The organism is Streptomyces sp. NPDC002566 (assembly GCF_042889585.1).
Taxonomy (GTDB): Bacteria; Actinomycetota; Actinomycetes; order Streptomycetales; family Streptomycetaceae; genus Streptomyces.
On the sequence record NZ_JBIARD010000002.1, the window covers coordinates 134,075 to 156,548 of the forward strand.

Here is a 22,474-nt window from a genome sequence, read left to right on the forward strand (position 1 = left end):
ATGAGCCATCTGGACGCCCGACCCCCGCAGCACCCGCCCGTCGTCCGCCGGGTCTGCGAACTCATCGGCAGCACACCCCTGTTCGAGCTGTGCCGCACGGAGAGCGATGCCCGGCTGCTGCTGAAACTGGAGCAGTTCAACCCGACCGGGACGGCGAAGATACGTATGGCCCTGCAGATGGTCCTCGACGCCGAGGAACGCGGACTGCTGCGCCCCGGCGGCCGGATCATCGAGTCCACCTCCGGCAACACCGGACTCGGCCTCGCCGTGGTCGCCGCCGAGCGCGGCTACACGTTCACCGCGGTCGTCGACCACCACGCGGCCAAGGACAAGCTGCGCGCCATGAAGGCCATGGGCGCCGAGCTCGTCTACGTGGCCGACGAGGGCGACGAGGACCTCGCCACGGCGGCGCGCGAGGAACTGGCGGAGCGGATGGCCGCCGAGTCGGACAACGCGTACTTCACCGAGCAGCACAACAACCTGGCCAACGGGGTCGGCTACCACCCGGTCGCGCATGAGTTGCACGCCGCGCTGGACGGCCGTATCGACGTCCTGATCGGCGCCGTCGGCACCGGTGGCGGACTGTTCGGCACCGGGGGCGAGCTGCGCCGGACCGTGCCGGAGGTCCGGATCGTCGGGGTCGAGCCCAAGGGGTCCATCGCCTTCGGGCCGCCCGCCCACGACTACCACCAGTCGGGCACCGGCACACCCGAGGGTGCGACGATCGGCGCCATGGTGGACTACTCGCTGCTCGACGAGGGCGTCAAGGTCGGCGACGTCGAGGCCTTCGCCACGGCCCGGGCGGTGGCCCGCCGCACCGGGCTGATGCTCGGGGGTTCGGCGGGCGGAGTGGTGTACGAGGCGCTGACCCGGATGTCCTCGTCGGTGCCGGGGACCACCACGGTCGCCCTGGTCAACGACGGTGGCGAGAAGTACCTGGACACCGTCTTCGACGACGACTGGATGAGCGCCCGAGGCCTGCTCGCCCCTGACGTCGAACGCGAGGTCGACGAGCTGCTCGCCAAACTCCGCCGCGTCGCACCGGAGGCCCGGGGGTAGCACCCCGTCGTACCGCCCTCCCCTCCCACAGGAACGGAACCGATGCAGCCCGCCCTCGCCCGACTCCTCGGCGACAGCCGCGCCCTCGCCGCACTGGCTGTGCCGTTGGCGCTCACTCAGCTCGCCCAGGTCGCCCTCACCACCACCGACACCGTCATGATGGGCCTACTGGGCACCGAGGCCCTGGCCGCGGGCGGCCTCGCCATGGTGATCTTCAACCAGTTGCGCACCATGGGCGTCGGCATGGTCACCGCCGTCGGCAACCAGGTCGCTGCGGCCGACGCGCGGGCGGAATCGGCCGAGCCGTCGGGGAGCGCCCAGGAGGAGGTCCGTGACCTCGTCCGGGCGAGTCTGCTGCTGTCGACCCTGGTCGGTGTCGTGGGCGCCGTGCTGATGGTGCTCATCGGGCACGCCGTGATCTGGCTCGGCCAGGACCCGGAGGTGGTCCGGGCCGCGAAGCCCGTTCTCTACAGCATGGCGCCCGGACTGGTCCCGTGCCTGTGGTTCCAGGCGATACGGCAGTTCACCGTCGGCATGCGCCGGCCGCAGGCCCTGCTCCGCATCACCCTCGCCTCCATCGCCGTCAACGCCGGCCTCAACTGGGCCTCCGTTCACGGCACCTGGTTCATCCCCGAGCTGGGCCTGCCCGGCATCGGCCTGTCCACCAGCCTGGTCTACGCCCTGTCCTGCGTGGCCCTGTACCTCTCGGCACGGCGCGACGCCCGGCTCGCCCCCGTACTGTCGCTCAGCATCTGGAGGACCCGCCCGGCCACCCTGCGCAGACTCACCGGGCTGGGTACGCCGATCGCCGCCACGTACGGCTCCGAGGCGGGGTTCTTCTTCGTCGTCGCCCTCTTCGCGGGCAGCTTCGGCACGTCGGCGCTGGCCGCGCACACCGCCGTCAACCAACTCGTCTACATCGTCTTCCAGATAGCCGTCGGCCTCTCCCACGCCGCGTCCATCGGGGTCAGCCGGGAGCTGGCGCTGCACAATCCGGCCGCTGCCCAGCGGCTGAAGACCACGGCTCTGGCCTGCGCGGCGGCCGTGATGGCCGTGGTCGGCCTGGTGTACGTGACCGCCCCCGGCCTGGTGCTGGCACCCTTCTTCGACAGCGGTGACGGCAGGGCGGTCGAGATCGCCAGTCAGCTGCTGCTGGTCGCCGCGGCGCTGCAGTTCTTCGACTGTGCCCAGAACATCGGCGTAGGGCTGCTGCGGGGCCTCGACGACACCAAGGGCGGCTTCCGCGTCACCCTCGTCGGCTACTGGCTCGTCGGCCTGCCGGCCGCGGCCCTCCTCGGCGTCGCCGCCGACGCGGACACCCTCGGCATCTGGCTCGGCCTCCTCATCGGCCTCGCCACCACCGCCCTACTCCTGCTGCGCCGCTTCAGCCGGTCCCTCGGCCGACTGCCTCAGCCGGCGGAACCGGCGCAGGCCCCGCTCTGATGTCACCGTCCGCTCTCAGGCGTCATGAGTAACTGTCGTAGCCGGGCCGACCGTTCGGCCGGTAGACGCCGAGGACGGTGCCGCCCTTCGTCGTCGAGACGCTGACCGGCTCCAGCGCTGTGGGGATCGCTCCGTCGGCGAACAGCCGCTTGCCGCTGCCGATGATCACCGGATGGACGGTCAGCCGGTACTCGTCGACGAGGTTGTGCCGCATCAGGGTCTGGGCGAGGTCGCCACTGCCGACGACGTTGATGGTGCCGCCGTCGGACGCCTTCAGCTTCCGTACGGCTTCGACGACGTCACCCTCCAGCAGCGTGGAGTTCTGCCACTCGACGGACTTCAGGGTCCGGGACGCCACGTACTTGTGCATGCTGTTCATCCGGTCGGTGAACGGGTTGTCGGGGTCGGCGGTCGGCCAGTACGACGCGAAGATCTCGTACGTCTTGCGGCCGAGCAGCATCGCGTCGGAGGGCTCGTACCAACCGGCGATGGCCGCGCCGACCTCTTCGTCGCTCACCGGCTTCTGCCAGCCGCCGTGCTCGAAGCCGCTCTCGTGGTCCTCGTCCGGGCCGCCCGGGGCCTGCATGACGCCGTCCAGCGTCAGGAACGTGCAAACGATGATCTCGCGCATGGTGCGCTCCTTTCGTCGACAGGTAGACCGCGCGACCGCCGGAAACTCATCGGTGGACCGGCCGCGGTGCCGCGCCGCCGTGGCAGTGTCCCTCCTATTGCTGCGGGGCGTGCCTTCGACGCACCGTGAGCGCTGCTCTGCCCACGGCTGTCCGCCGACCGGGCCGGCCCGGGCAGGGGCTCTCGCACGGGGCAGCAAGGATCACAAGGTTTTCACAAGGTCCGTGAAGCACTATTCCGGCGGGCGAAGCGGAACCCCGCTGAGCGGAACCGAGAGGCCGATATCCGTCATACGGCGGGAACTCGGCCTGTTCCGCGCGGCGGCAGCTCCCCCAGCTTTATCTGTCCTCCGACAAAGGAACCCGTGTGAAGAAGTCTCGTATGGGCCGCGTGGTCGCGGCCTCGGCCGTGCTGATCGGCAGCGGCGCCGTGGTCTTCGTCCCCGCGACGGTGGCCTCGGCCACCGAGGACGACTGCGACGGCATCGCCGTCGTCGGCCGCTTCCGCGCCGTCGAGTCCGGAGCGTCGTTCGACTTCCGTGGCCGCCGCGTGGAGCTGCAGAACGAGTCGGCGCTCGACCGCTACAGCCGCGCCGAGATCAAGTCCGGCCGCCAGGCCGGCGACCGGCTGTGGGTCGACCGCAGCAAGCGCTCGTTCCCCGACTTCAAGGGCATCGTCAGCGACCAGGACGCCAAGCGCGACGGCTGGAAGATGTGCGGCCCCTACACGGGCAGCCGCACGCAGTCCGTCTACAACTCCAACTACGCGGCACGCGCCTGCGGCGAGTTCGACGGCATCACCAAGTGCGGCAAGTGGTACGTGGACTGACCTGTCCCGGCGGTGGGGCGCCCTGGCGGCGCCCCACCGAAGGCGGGCGGCCTGGGCGCGGCGTCGTCCGGTTCCGGGTTCCGCAACCGTCGAGACCGCCTCGACACGTCGTGCGGCGTTCTTCAGGCTGCGGCGTGAAAGACGTACGCCGTCATCGGGGCGGTGACCGGTTCCGGGCCCAGACGGGTCGTCATCTCCTCGACGACGGTTGCCCGGACAGCTGGTGAGTCGCCGCGCGCCTCGACGGCCGCGCGCACCGGGGTCCCGGTGAGGTACGCCGTGGCAAGCTCGGCGATCGACGCCGCCCGGCCCTGAAGCGTCAGCTCCTGCTCCTCCTCGACGGCGAACCCGGCGGCCGTCAGATCGGCGACCGCGGCGGCGGGGTCCGCGTAGCCGTGCGGAACCGTCGGGAAGAAGCGCGGTGGGTCGACCGGAAAGGCCCGCTCCAGCCCTGCCTGCAGCGCGGCGTCGAAGGCGTGCGTCCCGAGCGGGCCCCAGGTGCTGAACAGGAAGCGGCCGCCCGAGGCCAGGGTTCGCCGGACCTCGGTGAAGGCCGCGACCCGGTCGGGAAAGAACATCACGCCGAACTGGCAGACCCCCAGGTCGAAGCCTCCGTCGGGGAACGGCAGCCGCTGTGCGTCGGCCTGCCGCCACACCGCGCCCGGCGCCCGGGCCGACCCGAAGGCGACCATGGCCTCGTTCAGGTCGGTGGCCGTCACTTCCGCCGCCGGTGCTGTGGCGAGCAGCTGCGACGTCAAGGCGCCTGTTCCCGCCGCCAGTTCGAGGATCCGTCGGGGGCGGAGCGCCGCCGCCTTCGCGGCCATGGCCTCGGCGAAGGGCCGGAAGACCACCGGTACGAGGTACTGCTCGTAGACCGCCGGCATGGAGCCGGACCACCGCTGGTCGGCATCGTTTCCCGTCACACCATGACGCTACTCCTCACCGGGTTCCGCGGCGCCTCACCCGACGAACCGCACATCCGGGTGGAGCGGCGAGGGGCCGTCCAGCAGCGGACGGTGGCGGCCGCGGAGGTGCTGGTCGAAGAAGGCGGTGAGGTAGGCCCGTCGGCTCACGGTGAACCGTTCCGCATCCACGGTGCCGGTCATGCGGGACGGCAGCCCGCTGGGCAGCGTGAGCCGCTCGGCGAGGCCGGGGAGGATCGTCTGGTAGTCGGTGAACGAGTTGTGCTCCGCCGCCTCCGTCCACAGATCGCGCTTCCAGCCGGCGGAGTTCCGCCACATCGCCCGCCAGGACGCGGAGTGCTCGTGGGTGTGCGGAAGCCTGCCGGACGGGACCGCGAGCCACGCCCCCATCTGCAGGAACGGCCGGTCCAGCCCGGTGCGGGCCACCGGCAGCAGCAGTTCGGGGTCGGTCCAGTCGTAGCCGAGCGGCCCGTCGAGGTTGGCCCCCGCGCGGATGCGGCGGTCCACGCGCATCGCCTCGGCGGTCGTCATCCCGCCGAGCGAATGCCCGAACATGCCGGTGCGCGCGAGGTCGATGGCCTCTCCGAGGCCGCGCGGCAGCGGGCGCTTCCCGGCGTCGGGGTTACCGCCGCGTGCCAGCACGGCGAGCTGGTCGAGGACGAACGGGATGTCGGCGACCCGTACCTCCAGGGCCGCCCTGGACCGGTCGGCGCCCGCCTCGATGGCGGCGAGCCCTGACGCCGGCTCGATGACGCGGCCGTCCGGGAACTCGACCGCGTGTGCCTCGTGGACGGGGTCGACGGTGACCACTACGTATCCGTGGCTCGCCAGCTCCTCGGCGGCGGTCGTGTCGAGCGTGCGCTCGTTGTACATGCCCGGCGAGTACAGCACCACGGGCGCACACCCGGCCCTGGAGACCGCGGGCACGCCGACGCGGGCGTGGGTGCGGAATCCGGCCCAGTCGACGGCCTCCCGGTCGACCTGGAGGATCTTCGCCGCGCCCGCCCCGAAGACCGCGGCCGCGCCTTCACGCATATAGGGCGCCGGAGGGCCGTCCTCCGCCGTGGCACGGTCGGCCGGGTACCAGACGCTCACCATGAGCTCCCGTAACTCCCCGGCCGCGTCGCCCGCCCACCACGGGCCCCGACGTGTGCGATCCACCAGGCGCAGTTCCGTGACGCCGAGGGGGCAGGGCCCGGCGGGACGAGGGAGTTCGAGCCGTACGGGCTCGGCCGGGGGCGTCGGTGCGGCGGACGCGCGTGCGGTCGGGGCGAGGGCCGATGTGGTGCCCCACGCGGCCAGCGCGCCGGCGCGAGCCAGCAGTCGCCGCCGTGAAAGGGACGGAGTCGAAGACTCAGCCGCGTGGGGGGTGCGGGAGGAGCCCGAGGTGCTGGAAGCGCTTGTGAATCGCATGACGTCATCGTGGTCGCGCGCCGGTCCCGGAACCATGGGGCCAGCCGGATGGTGTCCGCGGCACCCACCCGCCTAGGAAGTGGCACGTAGGAGCCCTGGCTCCATGCGTCCCGGGGGATCCGTTGTGTGGCTGACCCGCGTAGGTCGGCTGTCGAGTATGTACTGCCGTGGAACACCTCGCCGACCGGCCTCTACGAGCGTGCGGGCTGCCGCACGGTACGCGACAAGCAGGACAGCCATCGCCGTGTCCGCTGCGACCGGCTGGCCCCGCTGACGTTCCGCGTCGACAAGGCGTTCATCAGTCGTGTGCGATGACGGTGACGGGGGCGGTGGCGTGGTGGAGTACCGCGTGTGTGACGGGGCCGATGTGGGCTCCGAGTGGGTTGCGGCGGATGCGGCGGCCCACGACGACGAGGGACGCCCGGGGGATGCGTCGACCAGGTGGACCGCGGGGCTGCCGGGACGCGACTCCTCGATGACTTCGACGGCCGGGTACTTCTCCTTCCAGCGGTGCAGCAGCTCGGACAGCGTGGCGGCGTCCTGCTTGCCCAGTGCGGCGTCGAGCTCGGGGTCCACGGGCACGCCGTAGGCGAAGTAGGGGGGCAGGTTCCAGGCGTGCACGACCCGCAGGGGTGTGACGCGGCGGGCGGCCGCCTCGAAGGCGAAGGTGAGCAGCGTGTCGTCGGGGCGGTCGGTGTCGAGCCCGAGGACGACGGGCCCGTCGGCGGCCTGCTCGACCGCACGGACCAGGATCACCGGCTGCCGGGTGCGCGTGACGACGGCCTGGCCCACGGAGCCGAGGAGGAATCCTCCGATGCCGCTCAGCCCTCGGGAACCCAGGACCACCAGCTCTGCGTCCTCGGCCTCCCGGGTCAGCTCTTCGGCGGGACGGCCGGGGGTCTGCTCCACCGCAACGTCCAGTCCGGGGTGACGCTCCCTCAGACCTTCGACCACCTCGCGCAGGAGACGCTCGCTCCGCTGCGGCCGCGTCTCGGCACCGAGGAACTGTGCCAACGCCATGGGCTCGGGGACCGCCTCCACGACGTGGACGAGCTTCAGCGGCAGAGAGCGGCGCTTCGCCTCGCCGGCCGCCCACTCCGCCGCGGCACGGCTCTCGGCCGAGCCGTCGAGACCTACGACAACACTACGCATCATGAGTTCTGCCTCCTCGTCCGGTCCTTCGATCCCAGACTCGGGCAGCGGTGGGTCGGTGGTGCAGGGGCCATACGTCCTCGACATGGGCCGGTGGTCCCTCCACTCGTGGACCTCAAGTTCGGCGACCTCGAGCCTCACCGGGGGAACGGAGGAGGCCCGAGGTGCAGCGGGCGTGTCAGCCGGTGGCAGGCAGGCCGTGTCCGCCTCGTCCGGCGTAGACGCTGTCGTAGACGGGCCTTTCGACCCCTCCCGGGTCGGAGACCACGTTCTTGACCTGGCCGTCGACCACGAACGTGGTGGAGCCGCCACCGTCCAGGTTGAGCGCGTCCACGGCTCCCAGGTCCTGCATGATCTTCGCGAGGTCGTGGATGGGCACACCGAGGCGTTCGCCTTCGGTCTTCGACGTGACGACGACGAGGAGCGTTCGGCCTGACGCGTCCGTGCCGATCGCGGTACGCGGGTCCGGTTTCTCGTTGCCGCCTTCCTCCGGGGCCACGACCTCGTTGTCGCGCATCAGAAGGTGGGTGCCGTTGACGACGTCGACGGACGGGTGGGCGGGATCCAGGGCGAGGTCTTCGTCGTCGGCAGGGTCGGTGTTGAAACCGATGTCGGTGACCTGCTGCGTCCTGACCAGTTTCGTTCCCACTTTGGCGTGGTCGTCCAGCCACTTGGCTCCGGCCTCGTCGCCGCTCTGCGTCGAGCCGATGCCCTGAAGGACCATGCCGTTCGCGGGAATGGCGGTGCCGCCTCGCTTGGCCGTCTTGCTGATGACGTAGCCCTCGGCGTCGACGGCGACCTCGACGCCCTCGGCGTTGTCCGCCCTCACGAAGGGCGTGTGGTCGGGGTACGGCGTCCGCTGGCCGTAGCCGGAGGTGAAGACGACGATCTCGCCGTCGTCCTCGTAGTAGGTCCCGTTCTTGATCACCCTGCCCTTCTCGTCCACATACTGGATCTTGCCGGCGGCGTCACGGACCGGCTGCCCGTCGGCGTCCTTGAGGAAGGGAAGGTTCCTGTCGTCGGTGCCTTGTCTGCAGAACGGGATCCAGCCCGGGTACCGGTTGACTCCGTCGACCGTGCGTGTCGCGTCGTCGGCGTCGCCCGCGGCAGGCCCGAGGGATGTGATCTGCAGGGTGGTCGTGATCCGGGTGAAGTGCGGTCGGTTGTGCTGGAGGACGACGGCGTTCTGTCCGCTCGTGCAGGAGGCTCCCTGTACGACGTCCTCCTGGACCGAGGCCACCATGGGGATCGACCGTTCCTCTTGGATCCCGTGGCCGTCGGCGTCCTGGTCCTTGTAGGCGACGGAGTAACCGCCGTTGACGCCGACATGGGGTTTGCCGGCCACCGTGGTGCCGACGGTGTCCAGCATCCGGGTGGTGGCTTCCTTCACGCCGACTGCCGCGCCCACCGTGCTGCGTACCGAGACCGCGCCCTTGTCGGGGTCGATGACCGCGACACGGACGACGAGGGGCGAGGAGTCGGCGGAGTACGTCGTCCGCTCGACTCCGTCGGCCACGACCAGGTGGTGGGGCGTCAGGTCGTCCAAGATCGAAGTCACGGGGTCCGGCGCGGGGGTGGCGGTCGCGGTGGCCGCGGACTGGGTCAGCACGAGGGTCGCCAGGGCGACGGGCAGGGCCGCGACACGGCGTACTCGCTGTGCACGGTTCCGGCGGCCGATGGCGTCCGCGGGGGCCGAACCGCGTGTGATGCTCGATGTGTTCGCCACGGTCAGCACTCCGACTCGGCGTTGGCGATCTTGTGGGAGCTGAACTTCGCGCGCAGCGGCGCGGGAAGGGTCGTCTCCTCGCCGGGCAGCAGGACGTAGGCCCGGAAGGCCGTCCCCTGGTCCTGCCACCTCCCGGTGTAGCCGGGCTCCAGGTAGAAGCAGGCGACCTTCTCCGACCGGTTCGAGACGGACACGACCGCCTCGTCCCAGGCCGTCGAGTAGTCCCTGTTGCCGAACACCCCGTTGCCCAGGTCGTCCGGCTGCGTGGTGACGCCGGCCGCACCGCGTCCGCTGGGGCCCTTGAAGATGCACACGCGCGTGGCCGTGCAGCGCTCGAAGCCGGTTCGGCAGGCCGACTGCGACTTGACGAACTTGTGCGAGGCAGGGGTCATGTTCGAGAAGTCGGCGCCGGGCGTGGCGTCGCCGGGGCGCTCGGGCGCGACGGCCTGCATTGCGGCACCGCCGTAGTGGGGATCGTCGTAGAGACAGCCCCACAGGCCGGTACGGTTGCGCACCGACCGGAAGGTCTTGCCCTGGAGGTGTGCGTCGGTGGCGTAGTCGAGTTCGACGCCCGGCGAGATCTCGACCATGTCGCCCTTGCCGCCGGGCTCGGTGTACAGGCAGAACGCCGCCGCCTCACAGTCGGCGTAAGCGGCCTGCGCCGATCCGGTCTGCAGCAATACGAGGGACGCGGCGAGGGTGATCACCGCCAGGCCTGCCAGAGACAGGCGGTTGAATAAACGTCTGGTCGTGTTCATGGGCGTGAACGATATAGGGGTTCGACCGCCCCTCGCCTACGGCGCCGTCCGCGATCGCATCGTCCAAGTCGTCGGCAGGTCAACGTAGTTGGCCGGGTCCATCAGGAGCGGTGCGCTCCAGTCGGAGGGGCCACCGACCGGACGACCTTCGGAATCGATCACCGAGAGGAGGATCGGACGGTCGTCATGTGTCATCGAGGGACGGTATGGAGCCCGGCCGGGTCGATCACGAGGCACCCGCTCAGCTCACTGTGCCCGCGCCTGGGCCTGAGGGGCGGATTCCGCGAAGGGAGAATAGCCTTTGTGAGTGAGACCGCACTCCGGGACCGCGCCGCGGATTGCGTGCGGGACGCGGCCACCGTCTTGTGTGTCGGCGACGCGTGAGGGGTGGAAGGAGCAGACCAATGAAAGCACAACGCGTGAGGCGTCTCTTCGCGGCCTCCGCGGTCGGAGTTCTGATGGCCGGGGGTGCCACGGTCGCCGCGGCGGGTACGGCCTCGGCAGCCGCCCCGGCCCACCCTTCGCCCCTGGTCAACCGTGACTGGTGCGAGCACCACCGTTGGTGGAACGACTGCGACTTCCACGACGACTTCAACGACGGCTCTGTCGTCGTGATCGTGGTGGTCTGAAACCGAACCGAGACGGAGCACGTCCGAGGGCCGCCGCTGCACTGCAGACGGCGGCCCTCGACTCTGTCAGAAGGAGGAGTTGGCGGACCAGTGGGACAGCAGTTCCTCGTCTCCCTCGCGGGTCAGGGCCTCGGCGTCGTGGGGCACCCGGCCGTAGAGGAGAAGGAGCAAGTCGGCTGCGGTTCCCCGTACGGTCGCGTCGGCGGCGGCCTCGGCGGGGTGGGCGGTGTCGAGGCCGAAGCCGTCGGGCCGTAGGCGGATCACCCAGGCGTCGTCACCGTCGGTCGTGTGGAAGCGGATGGTCCTGTCGGGGCCGCGCAGGTTGGCCACCTTGGGGGCGAAGAAGGCGGCGAAGGGCAGGTTGACGAGGAACTCGTCGATCCCGTCGACCGCGGCCGCACGGTCGACGGCGGGCCGCCGCCCGAGTGCGAGCTCCGCGTCGGCCCGGTGCACGAGGGTCTCGAAGAGCATCCGGCGTGCCCAGAACCGGGCGTGCTGGTCGGCGCCCCACGCCCACATCGGCAGGTCAGGGTCGGTGGCCGCGAAGGCGTCCGCGGCCACCGTCGCGCTCTCGGCCAGCCAGTCGGCGTATCCGTCCTCATGGTCCGGGAGGCGAAGGTCCACTTCACGGGTGCGCGGAGGTTCCTGTATGCGCGCCCGCAGCAGGACGGAGAACCAGCGCTGCACGCTGCCCGCGTGCTTGACCAGGTCGGCCAGCGTCCAGCCGGGGCAGCCGGGCACCGCTGTGCCCATGTCCGCGTCCTTGATCACTGCCACGAAGCGGGCGGTCTCCTCCGCGACCGCCGCGCGGTGGTCGATCCTGGAGGCGACGGGCGCGTGGTGTGTGGGGTCGGACGGCTTCATCGTGAGCATGCCTTTCGGAGAGATCGCGCGTGGACTACATGGTGGCCTCCGCGCGCGGGAACCTCACGACCGGGGTGGCGACGCCACGGCGGTGGAGGGCGGCTCATGTACCGCAACGGTGCAGGGCGGCTCGCCGTGGAGGGTGAGCCGCCCTGCGCCGTTGCCTGCCCCGCGGTGTGCCCGGTCCGTCCGGTGCGGCCGGACATGCCGCATCCTCCGCTCAGACGTCGGCGGTTCGGCCCGGGCCCGGAACCGTACGGAACCGGAACGGTTCCGGCTCGCGGCCGGGCTGGATGAACCAGCACTCCCCCGTGCCGTCTCCGGTGACGATCCGCAGCACCGTGTCCGCCACGACCTCGGCCGGGATGATCGGCAGTCCCTGACCGGAGAGCATGTCGCGCAGCGGGTCGATGATCCGCGACTCCGCGAAGCCCGGGCAGACGGCGTTGAAGCGCACGTTCTCCGGCGCGAGCGCCGGTCCCAGGGAGCGGGCGAGTCCCACGACCGCGTGCTTGTTGGCCGCGTAGAGAGGGTCGAGCGGTACGGCCGTCAGGCCGGCCAGGGACGCGGTCGCCACGATCGATCCGCCGCCGCGGGCCCGCAGCGCCGGCAGCACCGCGTGCGTACCGAAGACCACGCCGTCGAGGTTGGCGCCCATGGCGCGACGGTAGCGTGCCAGGTCGAAGTCGTCGCCGACGCCGCATCCGGTCGCCACCCCGGCGTTGAGCACCGCGATGTCGATGCCGCCGCACTGCTCCAGGGCGAAGTCCACGAGCGCGCGGTTGGCGTCGGGGTCGGAGACGTCGCAGGAGGTGAAGTGGCCGCCGACCAGGTCGGCCACCTCGCGGCCGCCTCGCTCGTCGAGGTCCGCGACGACCACGCGGGCGCCGGCCTTCGCCAGCGTCAGCGCCGTGGCGCGGCCCAGGCCGGAGGCGCCGCCGGTGACGACGGCCACCTTGCCGTGGAGCGCGGCGCCGTCCGCGGGCCCCGGCCGGGCGGCGGCTTCGCTGTCGACGGCGCTCATGCCAGTTCCAGGACGAGCTTGCCGACGTTCTCGCCGCGGAAGAGCATCCCCAGCGTCTCGGGGAAGTCGTCCACGCTTCCCGTCACCACGTGTTCCTTGACCTTGATGCGGCCGGCCGCGATCCAGGCGGAGATCTCCTGGGCGGCCTGTGCGTAGCGCTTGGCGTAGTCGAAGACGACGAAGCCCTCCATGCGGGCGCGGCGCACGAGCAGCGAGAGGTAGTTGGACGGGCCCTTGACCGGCGTGGCGTTGTTGTACTGGCTGATCGCACCGCAGATCACGACGCGGGCGTGCATCGCCAGACGGGTCAGCGCAGCGTCGAGGATGTCCCCGCCGACGTTGTCGAAGTACACGTCGATTCCGTCGGGGGCCTCGCGGCGCAGCGCCTTCCTGACGTCCTCGGCGCGGTAGTCGATCGCCGCGTCGAATCCGAGTTCGTCGGTGAGCATGGCGCACTTCTCCGGCCCGCCGGCGATGCCCACGACCCGGCAGCCCTTGGCCTTGGCGATCTGGCCGGCGATGGTGCCTACCGCTCCCGCCGCGCCCGACACGACGACGGTCTCGCCGTCCTTGAGGGCTCCGACGTCCAGCAGGCCGAAGTAGGCGGTCATGCCGGGCATGCCCAGCGCTCCGAGGTACGTCGAGGGCGGGGCGAGGGAGGTGTCGACCTTCAGTGCGCCCTTGCCGTCGGAGACGACGTACTCCTGGACGCCGAAGGTTCCGACCACGTGATCGCCGGGCTGGTAGTCGGGGTGGTTGGAGGCGGTGACCTCGATGACCGATCCGGCGCGCATCACCTCGCCGAGGCCCACCGGCGGCAGGTAGGAGGGGCGGTCGTCCAGCCAGCCCCGCATGGCCGGATCCAGGGAGATGACGCGCGTCCGGCCGGCGAACAGGCCCGGGCCCGGCTCGTCGGCGGGCTCGGAACAGTGCTGCCAGTCTTCGGGTTTGACCTCGCCCACGGGGCGGGCTGCCAGACGGATCTGGCGGTTGGTCGCAGACATCGCGTCTCCTGTCGCTCACGGCTTCGCCCTCGCAGGGTACCGACCGGTAGGTATGTCTCGGTGCGTGACCTTCGCCACAGACCATGTCGGCGCCTCGTTCGCCCGGACGGTCTTCACCCCCGGCCACGTCGGCTCCTCGTTCGCCCGGGCGGTCTTCACCCCAGGAACGCCGCGGTGGCCGCCACGAACCGGTCGGCGTCGTCGACCCACGGGTAGTGCCCCGCGCCGGACTGAACCACGAGGCGCGCGTCGGGGAACAGCGCCGCGAACTCTGCCGCCGACCGAGGGGGGCTGTTCATGTCGAACTCTCCGGTGAGCAGCAGCACGGAGGCCTGGAGGTCGGCGAGTGCCGCACGCGTGGACTTCGGGTCGAAGGCGCCTTCGGCCGCGAAGAGCGCGACGGCTTCCGCGTTCTCCGGTCGGCCGGCCGCGTGGAGGCGCCGGGCCGCCGCGTCCCAGCGGCCCCAGAAGAAGGGAGCGACGGCTTCCCAGTCGCTGCCCGTGCCCCCGGCGATCGCCTCCAGGGCGGCGAAGGCCTGCGGGAACCACGGCTCGTGCTCACGGAGCAGCGCGAGCTCGCGCCGTGTCCGCGCGCTGACCGCGATGCCGACGGCCCGCGGGCTGGGGCCGACCAGGGCGAGCTTGCCGACGTTCTCCGGGTAGCGAGCCGCGTACTGCGTCGCGATGTTCGTACCGGCGGAGTGGCCGAGCAGGTCCATCCGAGGGAGCGCGAGGTGTGCCCGCAGAGCCTCGACGTCCTCGACCAGGTGGTCGCAGCGGTAGGTGGAGGTGTCGTCGGGGATCGCGGACCGCCCGGTGCCTCGGAGATCCATGATGATCAACTGACGGTGGGCGGACAGGCCGCCCAGGTCTGCGAGGTAGCGGGAGTCGGCGGGGCCGCCCGGGAGGCAGACGAGCGGGTCGCCGTCCCCTGCCACGCGGTAGGCGAGCCGGGTGCCGTCGGGTGCGGAGAAGGTGGGCATGACGCGGATCCTGTCAGTCATAACCGAGTTGTACAACTGGGTTATGACACCAGGTGCGTCGGGTGTATAACCAGGTCATGGCAGGCGAGAAGGACGCACACCACCGGCCCGTGACGCTGACCGAGGAACAGGCGAAACGCATGCTCGCCGACATGAACGAGGTCATCCGCGCGGGCGAGGAGATGCGGAAGCTGCGCGCCGAGATGGTCAAGCTGTTCGCCGACTTCGGCTGGACGCAGGACAGGATCGCGCGGCTCACCGAGATGAGTCAGCCCGCCGTGTCCAAGCAGGTGATGAAGTACAGGACGGGCGAGCCGCTCCCTCCGACGACGCTTTCTCTCGACCAGTACGACGTGCCCTGGCTCGAGGGACGCCTGTGGGGCCTCGCCGAGGAGATCTCCGAGAACCACGACGGCGCCCGCTGCACGCGCTACCTCCACGCCCTCGCCAGAGGCAAGAAGCACTTCACACCCCAGAACGTCGATGAGTTGCGGCGCCTCGTCGAGGAGGACCTGATGGCGCACCGGACAAAGATGCCGAGCGGTTACCGCAGCGCATACGACGAGATCAGCCGCGGACTCGACATCCCCGCCAGGGTCACAGCCACCGGGCCGGCCTCCGTGCGGCGTGCCCTCGCCTGCCGGCTCCAGCGCGACCGGCTCAAGGACGACCGCTGAGCGGGTGCGCCGAGTGCGCTCCACCAGCGGCCGAGCCGTCGGGACGGCCGGACCCACCACCGCCGGTACGGTCCTGCGGCGGCGGGTCGAAGACCTGCGGGCCGGCCGCTAGCCGGCCCGCACCTCGGTGTTCTGGCATGCGTGCAGCAGCCACCTGCCGTCGTCCTGCTTGGTCATGACGTAGAGCGGAGCGCCTTCGGAGTCGCCCTCTGCCGAGCGGTAGACCTGGCGGACCTTGACGGCCGCCACGTCGGGCCGCAGGAACTGCGTGTGCACCGCCTCGTAGGTGACCTCACCGTCCCAGCTCGCGGTGGGCAAGACGGTGCGGGTGAACGCGGCGATCGCGTCGAAGCCGATGAGGACCTTGCCGTGAGCGGTGGTCCACAGGGCATCGGGGTGGAACAGCGCAAGAAAGCCGTCCACGTCCTTGGCGCGCTGGGCGCGCTCGACGGCGGCGACTACCTCTTCGATGGCTTTGATGTCTGCGGTCTCGGTGGTCATGCAGGCCACTTTGACACCTCGAGCGAGGTTGAGGTCAAGGGCCGCTGCGACAGTGATCCGGCACACAACTCCGTTTGCAGTCAGGGTAGTTGCGACGGGGACACCGCGGCATCGCCGGACGCCGACCCGTCAGACGTGGATTCCTTGATGGCTGACCACGCCGGGCGCGGTCAGCGTGGTGAGGGGGACGGACGGTGACTGACGAAGGTCCGGGACGGAGGACACGTAAGCCTTCCGGATGTTCCAGACGCCGTCACGGCATGCGAGATCGACCGTGCGCAGGGGCGGTACCGGGAGTTTCCAGAATGCCCGCAGCGGTGCGGACAGGGCGTGGACGAGCACGGCCTGCATGACGGGTGCTTCGACGATGGCCAGGGTGCGGGGGGTGTCCGGCGGCAGGCTGTCGAGCCAGCATCCGATCCGCTCGCAGAGCCGGCGTGTGGTTTCGCCGCCGTGCGGGGCCGCGTCCGGGTCGGTCAGCCATCTGCTGTATCCGTACGGTTCCGCGGCGACGACGTCGGCGACCGTGCGGCCACACCAGGCGCCGTAGTCGAGGTCTCGCAGTGCGGGCTCCACCGCGGCCTGCAGTCCGAGGGCCGTGGCGACCAGCGCGGAACCGACCGAAGGGGACATGAGGGCCGCCGGGTGCGCGGGAAGCGACGCCAGGTATGCGCCCGCGCCGTCGAGGTCACGCTCGCTGAGCGGGGCGGGGCCGAAGGTGGTGTGCGTGGGACGCACGCACAGAAGTGTCAAGCGGATCGTCATGCGGACGCCTCCTAGTCGGCCCGGTGCCGTGGCGACAGTGCAACGCCATGTACTCCAGCGTTCGGGCACGGACCTGCGGGGGCAATCCGCCAGGAGACGGGAACACCCCCGCCGACCGGCGTATCGACGTCACCCCCGACGTAGTCTCTTTGCGTGCCGACCTCCCCTCTCCATCGTGTCGCCGTCCTCGTGCTCGAGGGTGCCAAGCCGCTCGATGTCGGGATCCCCGCGCAGGTGTTCACGACCCGTGCGAGCATGCCGTACGAGGTGCGGGTGTGCGGGGCGACGCCCGGTCTGGTGACCGGCGGAGACGGTCTCGCGTACCACGTCGGCCACGGTCTCGACGCACTCGCGTGGGCCGACATCGTCTTCGTCCCCGGCTACCGGTCCCCGGACCGCGACGACCCGCCGCGGGCCGTCGTCGACGCCCTGATCGCCGCCCACGCCCGGGGCGCGCGGCTCGCCGCCATCTCGACGGGTGCCTTCGCGCTCGCCGCAACGGGTCTGCTCGACGGCAGGCGCGCCACGACGCACTGGCATTACACGCATGCCCTCGCGGCCAGGCATCCGCTCGTCCGGGTCGACGAGAACGTGCTGTTCGTCGACGAGGGCAGTGTGCTCACCTCGGCCGGCGCCGCCTCCGGGATCGACCTGTGCCTGCACATCCTGCGCGGCGACCTCGGGGTGGCCGCGTCCAACCACGCGGCCCGGCGCCTGGTCGCAGCTCCCTACCGCAGCGGGGGCCAGGCCCAGTACGTGCCGCACAGCGTCCCCGAACCGCTCGGCGAGCGGTTCGGCGCCACCCGCGAGTGGGCGCTGCACCGGCTCGGCGAGCCCCTCACCCTCGACCTGCTGGCGCGGCGGGCGGGGGTCTCGCCGCGCACGTTCTCCCGGCGCTTCGTCGAGGAGACCGGTTACACCCCGATGCAGTGGGTGATGCGCGCCCGTGTCGACATGGCCCGCGAACTGCTGGAGAGCTCGCAGCGCGGCGTCGAACAGATCGCCGCCGACGTCGGGCTCGGCACCGGCGCGAATCTGCGCCTGCACTTCCAGCGCATCCTCGGCACCACGCCGAGCGAGTACCGGCGCACCTTCACGCTGGGTGAGTAGCCCGAGCGAGCGCCGACCGTGGCGGGATCCTTTTGAACCGTGGCGATCACGCCACTGTCAGCGGTGGCGGCCGCGCAGGAGTCTGGTGGCGAAGGGAAGGGACACCACTCATGACTCGCATCGCCATCAACGGATTCGGCCGCATCGGGCGCAATGTGCTGCGTGCGCTGCTGGAGCGCGACAGCGCCCTCGAGATCGTCGCCGTCAACGACCTCACCGAGCCCGCCACTCTCGCCCGGCTGCTCGCGTACGACAGCACGGCCGGCCGGCTGGGGCGCCCGGTGACCGTCGACGGGGACGCGCTCGTCGTCGACGGCCGTCGGATCACGGTGCTGGCCGAGCGCGAACCGGCGCAGCTGCCGTGGGCGGAGCTCGGTATCGACATCGTCCTGGAGGCCACCGGCCGCTTCACCTCGGCGAAGGCAGCCCGCGCGCACCTCGACGCGGGCGCGAAGAAGGTGCTCGTCAGCGCTCCGTCGGACGGCGCCGACGTCACGCTCGCGTATGGGGTCAACACCGATGCCTATGACCCGGCCGTGCACACGGTCGTGTCGAACGCCTCGTGCACCACCAACGCGCTCGCGCCGCTGGCCGCGGTCCTCGATCAACTCGCGGGTATCGAGCACGGGTTCATGACGACGGTGCACGCCTACACGCAGGAGCAGAACCTGCAGGACGGCCCGCACCGCGACGCCCGTCGCGCCCGGGCCGCCGGGGTCAACATCGTGCCGACCACGACCGGCGCCGCCAAGGCGATCGGCCTGGTGCTGCCGAACCTCGACGGCAAGCTGTCGGGCGACTCGATCCGCGTCCCGGTGCCGGTGGGCTCGATCGTCGAACTCAACACGACCGTCGCACGTGATGTGACGCGCGACGAGGTGCTGGCGGCGTACCGCGCCGCCGCCGACGGGCCGCTGGCCGGGGTCCTGGAGTACTCGGAGGACCCGCTCGTTTCGTCCGACATCACGGGCAACCCGGCATCGTCGATCTTCGACTCGGCCCTCACCCGCGTCGACGGCCGCCACGTGAAGGTGGTCGCCTGGTACGACAACGAGTGGGGCTTCTCCAACCGGGTCATCGACACACTGGAGTTGCTGGGCGCCCACTGACCGGACAACCCGGGCTTCATCCGGGCGGACACCTCGCGGAGCACAGCGGCGGCCGCCGTGCTCCGCGAGACGGTCGCCGGGGTGTCGGGGGCGGGCCGGTCACGCCGGCGGGCGGTGTCCTGCCGGCGGCCTGGTGGACTCGCGGCGCACGTGACCTTTCCGCGCGCCCCTGCCTACCCGGAACTGTGGCTTCCACCACGGCGGATGTGGTGTTGTGCTGCTGAGATCGCGGGATGCTCGGTTTCCTCATCCGTCGCCTGCCCTTCTGGGTCCGCGAGCCCCTGCTCATCGTGCTCGGGTCCGTTCTCGGCGTACGCATCATGTTTCTCGCCGTCCGGGACCACGACCGGATCGCAGCCGGTATCGGCCTGGTGTTCCTCGTGTTCACCGCAGTACGCGTCCATACGGTGTTCCGCGCTCTGCGTGCGCGCCGGAACCCGCCTCCGGCAGCAGTCTCCGCCGGAGTCGTGGTCGCCGATGCCGTCGCGCCGGTTGGGCCTGTGACCGGGCTGCACCCCGTCCCGGCCGTCGCGAAGAAGGAGCCGAACGCATGGGGCCAGGCCGTCGCGGCCGTGGCCGTGGTGGGGGCACTCGCGGCCGCGCTGTGGGTCGTCCCAGGGGCGATGCCGTCCGACGACAAGTCCCCGCAGCCCGCGTCTTGTTCGGACGGTACACAGGAGGAACTGCCGAAGGCCTACACGCGGACGCCCCGGCCCGTGACCGGTGATGAGCTGTGCGAGGTGCTCAACCGGCCGGACCTGGCCCAGCTCCTCGGAACGCCCGGAGAGACCGCGACCACCGTTTCCGGGACCAGCAACACCGCTCCTTTGACCGACGGGAGGGTCCCCCAACCGGAGGCCGAGGTCGCTTTCGACACGTACACCGTGAACGTCTCGGTGACGTACAACAAGCTGTCCATCGACCAGTACGTGAAGCTGATGAGGTACGGGAGTGAGAGGGACATCAGGACGGTCAGGGTTCTCGGTCGGCCTGCGGTCTTCTCCTCGGATCACACCATGCAGTTCCAGATCGATCTCGGGGGCGGCGGGTCCGGCGGGCCGGTGGAACAAGGTCCCCTGGCGAGGACACTGACCGTGGCGCTGGACCGTGACGACGGGGGCGGCTACTGCGACATCAGTGTGTGGAGCCGGTCCGGAGCCCTCCCGAACGACAGCGGTCTCCTCGACATCGCCGCGAAGGTTCTTCCGGGAATCCCCGAGCGGCCTGCTCGATAGTGGGGAGGGTTGTGTCGGGTTTGCTGACGTTGCGTCAGTCGAGGCACGGCAAAATCCCCGTCATGCCGTTGTGCGACTACCTCTCCGCCGCTGACGATCAGGCCGCCGTCGCCGGCCTACAAGCCCTGGCCGGTCCGGCTCAGCGCGCTCACGCCTGCGGCCGGCGGCTGTACTGCTGGTGGGCTCTCTGACTCACCGACGTCCGGCCCGTGGCCGCCGGCCACGGGCCTGCGAGGCGGCCGGGCCGGCCATCGTCCTGCCACCCGTTCACCGGCGTGTAGCGGAAACGCCTCCGCCGTGTTTGCCCATCCTGCGCACCAGCTCATCCGCCGCCTGGGGCCACTCGGCGTACTGAAAGTCGAAGCCTTCCTCGGTCAGTCGGCCTGGGACGACACGTCGGCTCTTGAGCAGCAGTTCGGTGTCCGAACGCAGAGCGAACGCGCCGACCTCGGCCATCCACTTGGTAGCGGGGAGACCCACCGGCACGCCCCACGCCGAGCGCAGTGTGCGCATGAAGGCGCGCTGTGGCAGAGGATGGGGAGCCGCCAGGTTCACCGGCCCTGTGATGTCCTCCCGGTCGATCAGGAATTCCACCGCGCGCACGAAGTCGTGTTCGTGGATCCACGACACGTACTGCGCTCCGCCGGCGACCGGCCCGCCGAGACCCAGGCGGGCCAGTCCCAGCAGGACGGCGAAGACCCCGCCGGGGTCCGGGCTCATCACCATGGCCGAGCGCAGTGCGACCTTGCGCGTGGCCGACGTTTCGGCCTGCTGCTGAGCCTGCTCCCAGGCCTTTGCGATCTCGACGCTGTAGGCCCAGTAGTCCGGCACGCCCGGCTCGGTACCGCCGATCACGCCGGTGGCCTCGTCGTTGGGGGCGTCAAAGCGGTGTGCGTACACCGTGGCGGTGCTCATCTGCAGCCAGACCCGGGGCGGGCGGGCAGCACCCGCGATCGCGGCGCCCACGACACGGGTGGAGTCGACCCGGGAGTTCATCATTTCACGCAGATTGGCCGCCGTGTATCGGCAACTGACACTGCGTCCGGCCAAGTTGACCACGACATCGCTGCCGTCCACGACCGCCGCCCATGGCCCCAGGGTCCGACCGTCCCATTGGACCTCGCCCTCGCGCCTGGGGCGTCTGGTGAGGATCACGACCTCGTGGCCTGCGGTTTCCAGTGCGCGTTTCAGGACCGCGCCGACCTGTCCGGTACCCCCGGGCATCACGATCTTCACCGGCTACCCCTCCTTCGTCCGGAGTGAGCCTAGACCAAAGAGCTGAACATGTTCAAAACCGCTTCGTGGACGATCCCCTTGCCGTCTCGCGGCGAACTGCCTCGCTGCCGGGGGCCTTGTCTACGCTGGCGGCATGACCTTGGTGTGGGTGACGGGCAACTCCGGGACCGGGAAGTCCACGGTCTGCGGGATGTTGCGAGAGCGTGGCCACGTCGCGCTGGACGCCGATGAGGACGGCTTCAGCCGCTGGATCGATCGAGCCGACGGCAAGGTCGTGACCGATCCTCCCTGTCCGGTTCCCAGGGGCTGGCTGGATCGATACGGGTGGGTGATCGTCCGCGAGCGTGTTGAGGCCCTCGTCGATGAGTCTCGTTCCGGAGTCGCGTTCTTGTGCGGGTCGGCCGAGAACGAGGCCGACGTCATCGACCTTTTCGACCTCATCGTGTGCCTGGTGATCGACGAGGCCACCCTTCGCCACCGACTCGCGACCCGCACCACGAACACGTTCGGTCAGCATCCCGAAGAGCTCGCGGCGGCGCTGAAGTGGAATCCTCGGATGCGACCGATGTACGTAAGCCGTGGGGCGACGATCATCGACGCATGCAAGCCGGTGACCGAGGTGGTGGACAGCGTGGTCGACGCAGTCCAGGGGCTGGGGGCGATGCCTAGGCGTTGACGTGGTCGGCTGCGACCTCACATCGACCAAGATCAGGCGTAGTTCTGCCCAGTAGGGTCGGAGCATGACGACATCCCTTGCCGGAAGTGCCTTCGACTCGCTCCAACTCGACGCCGTGCGCGATCAGGACGCGCTGCGCAGGGCCTACGAGCTCCCCGGCGACGCGGCCATGCGCAAGCAGATGACCGAACTCACCGAGCAGACGCGGCGGTTGATCGGCTGCTCGTCGCTGGTTCTGGTCGCCAGCGCGGACGCCGAGGGCAATTGCGACGTTTCCCCGCGCGGTGGCCCTGCCGGGTTCGTCGCGGTCCTGGACGCGCGGACGGTGGCCATACCGGACGCGACCGGCAACAAGCGTCTCGACACCCTGCAGAACATCGTCGCCACCGGGCGGGCCGGGCTCTTGTTCATCGTTCCGGGGCGCACCACGACGCTCAGGGTGAACGGCCGGGCGTGCGTCTCCACCCGCCCGGAGCTGCTGTCACAACTGACCGCCGTGGGCAAGCCGCCGGCCAGTGCGCTGGTGGTCGGGATCGAGGAGGTCTACCCGCACTGCCCCAAGTCGCTGCTGCGCAGCGGGGCTTGGAAGCCTGAGCAGTGGCTGCCGACCGATGCCCAGCCGACCTCGGCCGAGGTCACGCTGGCGCAACTGCGGATGCCGGGGCTCACGATCGCCGACATCGAGCAGGCCGAGGCGGATTCGCTGAAGTACCGGTACGAGTGACGACG

23 protein-coding genes and 1 pseudogene are annotated in these 22,474 nt (G+C 70.6%); 11 read left to right on the forward strand and 13 right to left on the reverse strand.

All coding sequences use genetic code 11. The features are described 5' to 3' along the window. Complete coding sequence (locus ACFYXA_RS07870) at positions 1-1,059, forward strand: cysteine synthase family protein (protein ID WP_352246070.1); 1,059 nt, start codon at positions 1-3, stop codon at positions 1,057-1,059. A 42-nt stretch (positions 1,060-1,101) separates the two neighbouring features. Next, positions 1,102-2,502, forward strand: coding sequence for an MATE family efflux transporter (locus tag ACFYXA_RS07875; RefSeq protein WP_352246069.1), 1,401 nt, complete (start codon positions 1,102-1,104; stop codon positions 2,500-2,502). A 22-nt stretch (positions 2,503-2,524) separates the two neighbouring features. Here ACFYXA_RS07875 and ACFYXA_RS07880 read toward each other — a convergent pair whose 3' ends face one another. After that, complete coding sequence (locus ACFYXA_RS07880) at positions 2,525-3,133, reverse strand: dihydrofolate reductase family protein (protein ID WP_389029466.1); 609 nt, start codon at positions 3,131-3,133, stop codon at positions 2,525-2,527. Between the two features lie 365 nt (positions 3,134-3,498). Here ACFYXA_RS07880 and ACFYXA_RS07885 point away from each other — a divergent pair, with 365 nt between their 5' ends. Further along, positions 3,499-3,960 carry a hypothetical protein gene (locus tag ACFYXA_RS07885; RefSeq protein ID WP_351098156.1) on the forward strand — a complete coding sequence of 154 codons (462 nt, stop codon included), beginning with the start codon at positions 3,499-3,501 and terminating at the stop codon, positions 3,958-3,960. A 122-nt stretch (positions 3,961-4,082) separates the two neighbouring features. Here ACFYXA_RS07885 and ACFYXA_RS07890 read toward each other — a convergent pair whose 3' ends face one another. Both ACFYXA_RS07890 and ACFYXA_RS07895 read right to left on the reverse strand, forming a co-directional pair. Then, positions 4,083-4,844 carry a class I SAM-dependent methyltransferase gene (locus tag ACFYXA_RS07890; protein ID WP_352246200.1) on the reverse strand — a complete coding sequence of 254 codons (762 nt, stop codon included), beginning with the start codon at positions 4,842-4,844 and terminating at the stop codon, positions 4,083-4,085. Positions 4,845-4,919: 75 nt separating this feature from the next. Next, positions 4,920-6,044, reverse strand: coding sequence for a lipase (locus ACFYXA_RS07895; RefSeq protein WP_352246067.1), 1,125 nt, complete (start codon positions 6,042-6,044; stop codon positions 4,920-4,922). Between the two features lie 378 nt (positions 6,045-6,422). On the opposite strand from ACFYXA_RS07895, the gene ACFYXA_RS07900 reads away from it, so the two are divergent. Then, the gene (locus ACFYXA_RS07900; protein ID WP_352246066.1) at positions 6,423-6,611 is read left to right on the forward strand and encodes a hypothetical protein; all 189 of its coding nucleotides are present in this window, start codon (positions 6,423-6,425) and stop codon (positions 6,609-6,611) included. Here the strand turns inward: ACFYXA_RS07900 and ACFYXA_RS07905 are convergent. The 3 genes and pseudogenes from ACFYXA_RS07905 to ACFYXA_RS07915 form a co-directional block, all read right to left on the reverse strand. Beyond that, positions 6,595-7,451: pseudogene (locus tag ACFYXA_RS07905) on the reverse strand (universal stress protein). The gene ACFYXA_RS07900 and the pseudogene ACFYXA_RS07905 overlap by 17 nt on opposite strands. Positions 7,452-7,626: 175 nt before the next feature. Further along, the gene (locus ACFYXA_RS07910; protein WP_389029471.1) at positions 7,627-9,174 is read right to left on the reverse strand and encodes a phosphodiester glycosidase family protein; all 1,548 of its coding nucleotides are present in this window, start codon (positions 9,172-9,174) and stop codon (positions 7,627-7,629) included. Positions 9,175-9,176: 2 nt separating this feature from the next. Continuing rightward, a complete protein-coding gene (locus ACFYXA_RS07915; RefSeq protein ID WP_389029474.1) occupies positions 9,177-9,932 on the reverse strand; it encodes a peptidase inhibitor family I36 protein in 756 nt (251 codons plus the stop codon). Between the two features lie 404 nt (positions 9,933-10,336). Here ACFYXA_RS07915 and ACFYXA_RS07920 point away from each other — a divergent pair, with 404 nt between their 5' ends. After that, entirely contained in the window at positions 10,337-10,561 is a 225-nt protein-coding gene (locus tag ACFYXA_RS07920) for a hypothetical protein (RefSeq protein WP_389029478.1), read from the forward strand. A gap of 66 nt (positions 10,562-10,627) precedes the next feature. Here ACFYXA_RS07920 and ACFYXA_RS07925 read toward each other — a convergent pair whose 3' ends face one another. The 4 genes from ACFYXA_RS07925 to ACFYXA_RS07940 all read right to left on the reverse strand — a co-directional run bounded on the left by ACFYXA_RS07925 (position 10,628) and on the right by ACFYXA_RS07940 (position 14,436). After that, entirely contained in the window at positions 10,628-11,434 is an 807-nt protein-coding gene (locus ACFYXA_RS07925) for a maleylpyruvate isomerase family mycothiol-dependent enzyme (protein ID WP_389029481.1), read from the reverse strand. Positions 11,435-11,645: 211 nt separating this feature from the next. Further along, positions 11,646-12,449 (reverse strand): SDR family NAD(P)-dependent oxidoreductase, encoded by an 804-nt coding sequence (locus ACFYXA_RS07930; protein WP_389029486.1) that lies wholly within the window; start codon positions 12,447-12,449, stop codon positions 11,646-11,648. Continuing rightward, positions 12,446-13,453 carry an NADP-dependent oxidoreductase gene (locus ACFYXA_RS07935; RefSeq protein WP_352246058.1) on the reverse strand — a complete coding sequence of 336 codons (1,008 nt, stop codon included), beginning with the start codon at positions 13,451-13,453 and terminating at the stop codon, positions 12,446-12,448. The genes ACFYXA_RS07930 and ACFYXA_RS07935 overlap by 4 nt, the downstream gene beginning before the upstream one ends. Positions 13,454-13,608: 155 nt before the next feature. Continuing rightward, on the reverse strand, positions 13,609-14,436 hold the full coding sequence (locus ACFYXA_RS07940; RefSeq protein WP_352246199.1) for an alpha/beta fold hydrolase: 828 nt from the start codon (positions 14,434-14,436) through the stop codon (positions 13,609-13,611). 77 nt (positions 14,437-14,513) lie between these two features. Between ACFYXA_RS07940 and ACFYXA_RS07945 the strand changes: the two genes are divergently transcribed. Next, a complete protein-coding gene (locus ACFYXA_RS07945; RefSeq protein WP_352246057.1) occupies positions 14,514-15,113 on the forward strand; it encodes a sigma-70 family RNA polymerase sigma factor in 600 nt (199 codons plus the stop codon). 108 nt (positions 15,114-15,221) lie between these two features. Here ACFYXA_RS07945 and ACFYXA_RS07950 read toward each other — a convergent pair whose 3' ends face one another. Both ACFYXA_RS07950 and ACFYXA_RS07955 read right to left on the reverse strand, forming a co-directional pair. Further along, positions 15,222-15,614 (reverse strand): SgcJ/EcaC family oxidoreductase, encoded by a 393-nt coding sequence (locus ACFYXA_RS07950; RefSeq protein ID WP_352246056.1) that lies wholly within the window; start codon positions 15,612-15,614, stop codon positions 15,222-15,224. Between the two features lie 129 nt (positions 15,615-15,743). Then, positions 15,744-16,352 (reverse strand): histidine phosphatase family protein, encoded by a 609-nt coding sequence (locus ACFYXA_RS07955; protein WP_352246055.1) that lies wholly within the window; start codon positions 16,350-16,352, stop codon positions 15,744-15,746. 180 nt (positions 16,353-16,532) lie between these two features. On the opposite strand from ACFYXA_RS07955, the gene ACFYXA_RS07960 reads away from it, so the two are divergent. The 3 genes from ACFYXA_RS07960 (at position 16,533) to ACFYXA_RS07970 (ending at position 19,833) form a co-directional block, all read left to right on the forward strand. Next, complete coding sequence (locus ACFYXA_RS07960) at positions 16,533-17,489, forward strand: helix-turn-helix domain-containing protein (protein ID WP_352246054.1); 957 nt, start codon at positions 16,533-16,535, stop codon at positions 17,487-17,489. Positions 17,490-17,599: 110 nt separating this feature from the next. Further along, complete coding sequence (gene gap, locus ACFYXA_RS07965) at positions 17,600-18,598, forward strand: type I glyceraldehyde-3-phosphate dehydrogenase (RefSeq protein ID WP_389029495.1); 999 nt, start codon at positions 17,600-17,602, stop codon at positions 18,596-18,598. A 233-nt stretch (positions 18,599-18,831) separates the two neighbouring features. Then, entirely contained in the window at positions 18,832-19,833 is a 1,002-nt protein-coding gene (locus tag ACFYXA_RS07970; RefSeq protein ID WP_389029498.1) for a DUF6215 domain-containing protein, read from the forward strand. Between the two features lie 267 nt (positions 19,834-20,100). On the opposite strand, the gene ACFYXA_RS07975 is transcribed toward ACFYXA_RS07970, so the two are convergent. Next, positions 20,101-21,069 (reverse strand): TIGR01777 family oxidoreductase, encoded by a 969-nt coding sequence (locus ACFYXA_RS07975; protein WP_389029501.1) that lies wholly within the window; start codon positions 21,067-21,069, stop codon positions 20,101-20,103. Positions 21,070-21,202: 133 nt separating this feature from the next. Here ACFYXA_RS07975 and ACFYXA_RS07980 point away from each other — a divergent pair, with 133 nt between their 5' ends. Together ACFYXA_RS07980 and ACFYXA_RS07985 are read left to right on the forward strand one after the other, a co-directional pair. Next, a complete protein-coding gene (locus tag ACFYXA_RS07980) occupies positions 21,203-21,745 on the forward strand; it encodes a hypothetical protein (RefSeq protein WP_389029504.1) in 543 nt (180 codons plus the stop codon). 64 nt (positions 21,746-21,809) lie between these two features. Continuing rightward, complete coding sequence (locus tag ACFYXA_RS07985) at positions 21,810-22,469, forward strand: MSMEG_1061 family FMN-dependent PPOX-type flavoprotein (RefSeq protein ID WP_389029507.1); 660 nt, start codon at positions 21,810-21,812, stop codon at positions 22,467-22,469. Positions 22,470-22,474: the final 5 nt, after the last annotated feature.

Excerpts from the sequence above, each read along its gene's own strand:
- ACFYXA_RS07880 (WP_389029466.1), bottom strand. The coding sequence starts at position 3,133 with ATGCGCGAGATCATCGTTTGCACGTTCCTGACGCTGGACGGCGTCATG.
- ACFYXA_RS07980 (WP_389029504.1), top strand. The coding sequence starts at position 21,203 with ATGACCTTGGTGTGGGTGACGGGCAACTCCGGGACCGGGAAGTCCACG.
- ACFYXA_RS07925 (WP_389029481.1), bottom strand. The coding sequence starts at position 11,434 with ATGCTCACGATGAAGCCGTCCGACCCCACACACCACGCGCCCGTCGCC.
- ACFYXA_RS07915 (WP_389029474.1), bottom strand. The coding sequence starts at position 9,932 with ATGAACACGACCAGACGTTTATTCAACCGCCTGTCTCTGGCAGGCCTG.
- ACFYXA_RS07870 (WP_352246070.1), top strand. The coding sequence starts at position 1 with ATGAGCCATCTGGACGCCCGACCCCCGCAGCACCCGCCCGTCGTCCGC.
- ACFYXA_RS07920 (WP_389029478.1), top strand. The coding sequence starts at position 10,337 with ATGAAAGCACAACGCGTGAGGCGTCTCTTCGCGGCCTCCGCGGTCGGA.
- ACFYXA_RS07945 (WP_352246057.1), top strand. The coding sequence starts at position 14,514 with ATGGCAGGCGAGAAGGACGCACACCACCGGCCCGTGACGCTGACCGAG.
- ACFYXA_RS07985 (WP_389029507.1), top strand. The coding sequence starts at position 21,810 with ATGACGACATCCCTTGCCGGAAGTGCCTTCGACTCGCTCCAACTCGAC.
- ACFYXA_RS07935 (WP_352246058.1), bottom strand. The coding sequence starts at position 13,453 with ATGTCTGCGACCAACCGCCAGATCCGTCTGGCAGCCCGCCCCGTGGGC.
- ACFYXA_RS07890 (WP_352246200.1), bottom strand. The coding sequence starts at position 4,844 with ATGCCGGCGGTCTACGAGCAGTACCTCGTACCGGTGGTCTTCCGGCCC.
- ACFYXA_RS07940 (WP_352246199.1), bottom strand. The coding sequence starts at position 14,436 with ATGCCCACCTTCTCCGCACCCGACGGCACCCGGCTCGCCTACCGCGTG.
- ACFYXA_RS07930 (WP_389029486.1), bottom strand. The coding sequence starts at position 12,449 with ATGAGCGCCGTCGACAGCGAAGCCGCCGCCCGGCCGGGGCCCGCGGAC.
- ACFYXA_RS07875 (WP_352246069.1), top strand. The coding sequence starts at position 1,102 with ATGCAGCCCGCCCTCGCCCGACTCCTCGGCGACAGCCGCGCCCTCGCC.
- ACFYXA_RS07970 (WP_389029498.1), top strand. The coding sequence starts at position 18,832 with ATGCTCGGTTTCCTCATCCGTCGCCTGCCCTTCTGGGTCCGCGAGCCC.
- gap (WP_389029495.1), top strand. The coding sequence starts at position 17,600 with ATGACTCGCATCGCCATCAACGGATTCGGCCGCATCGGGCGCAATGTG.
- ACFYXA_RS07950 (WP_352246056.1), bottom strand. The coding sequence starts at position 15,614 with ATGACCACCGAGACCGCAGACATCAAAGCCATCGAAGAGGTAGTCGCC.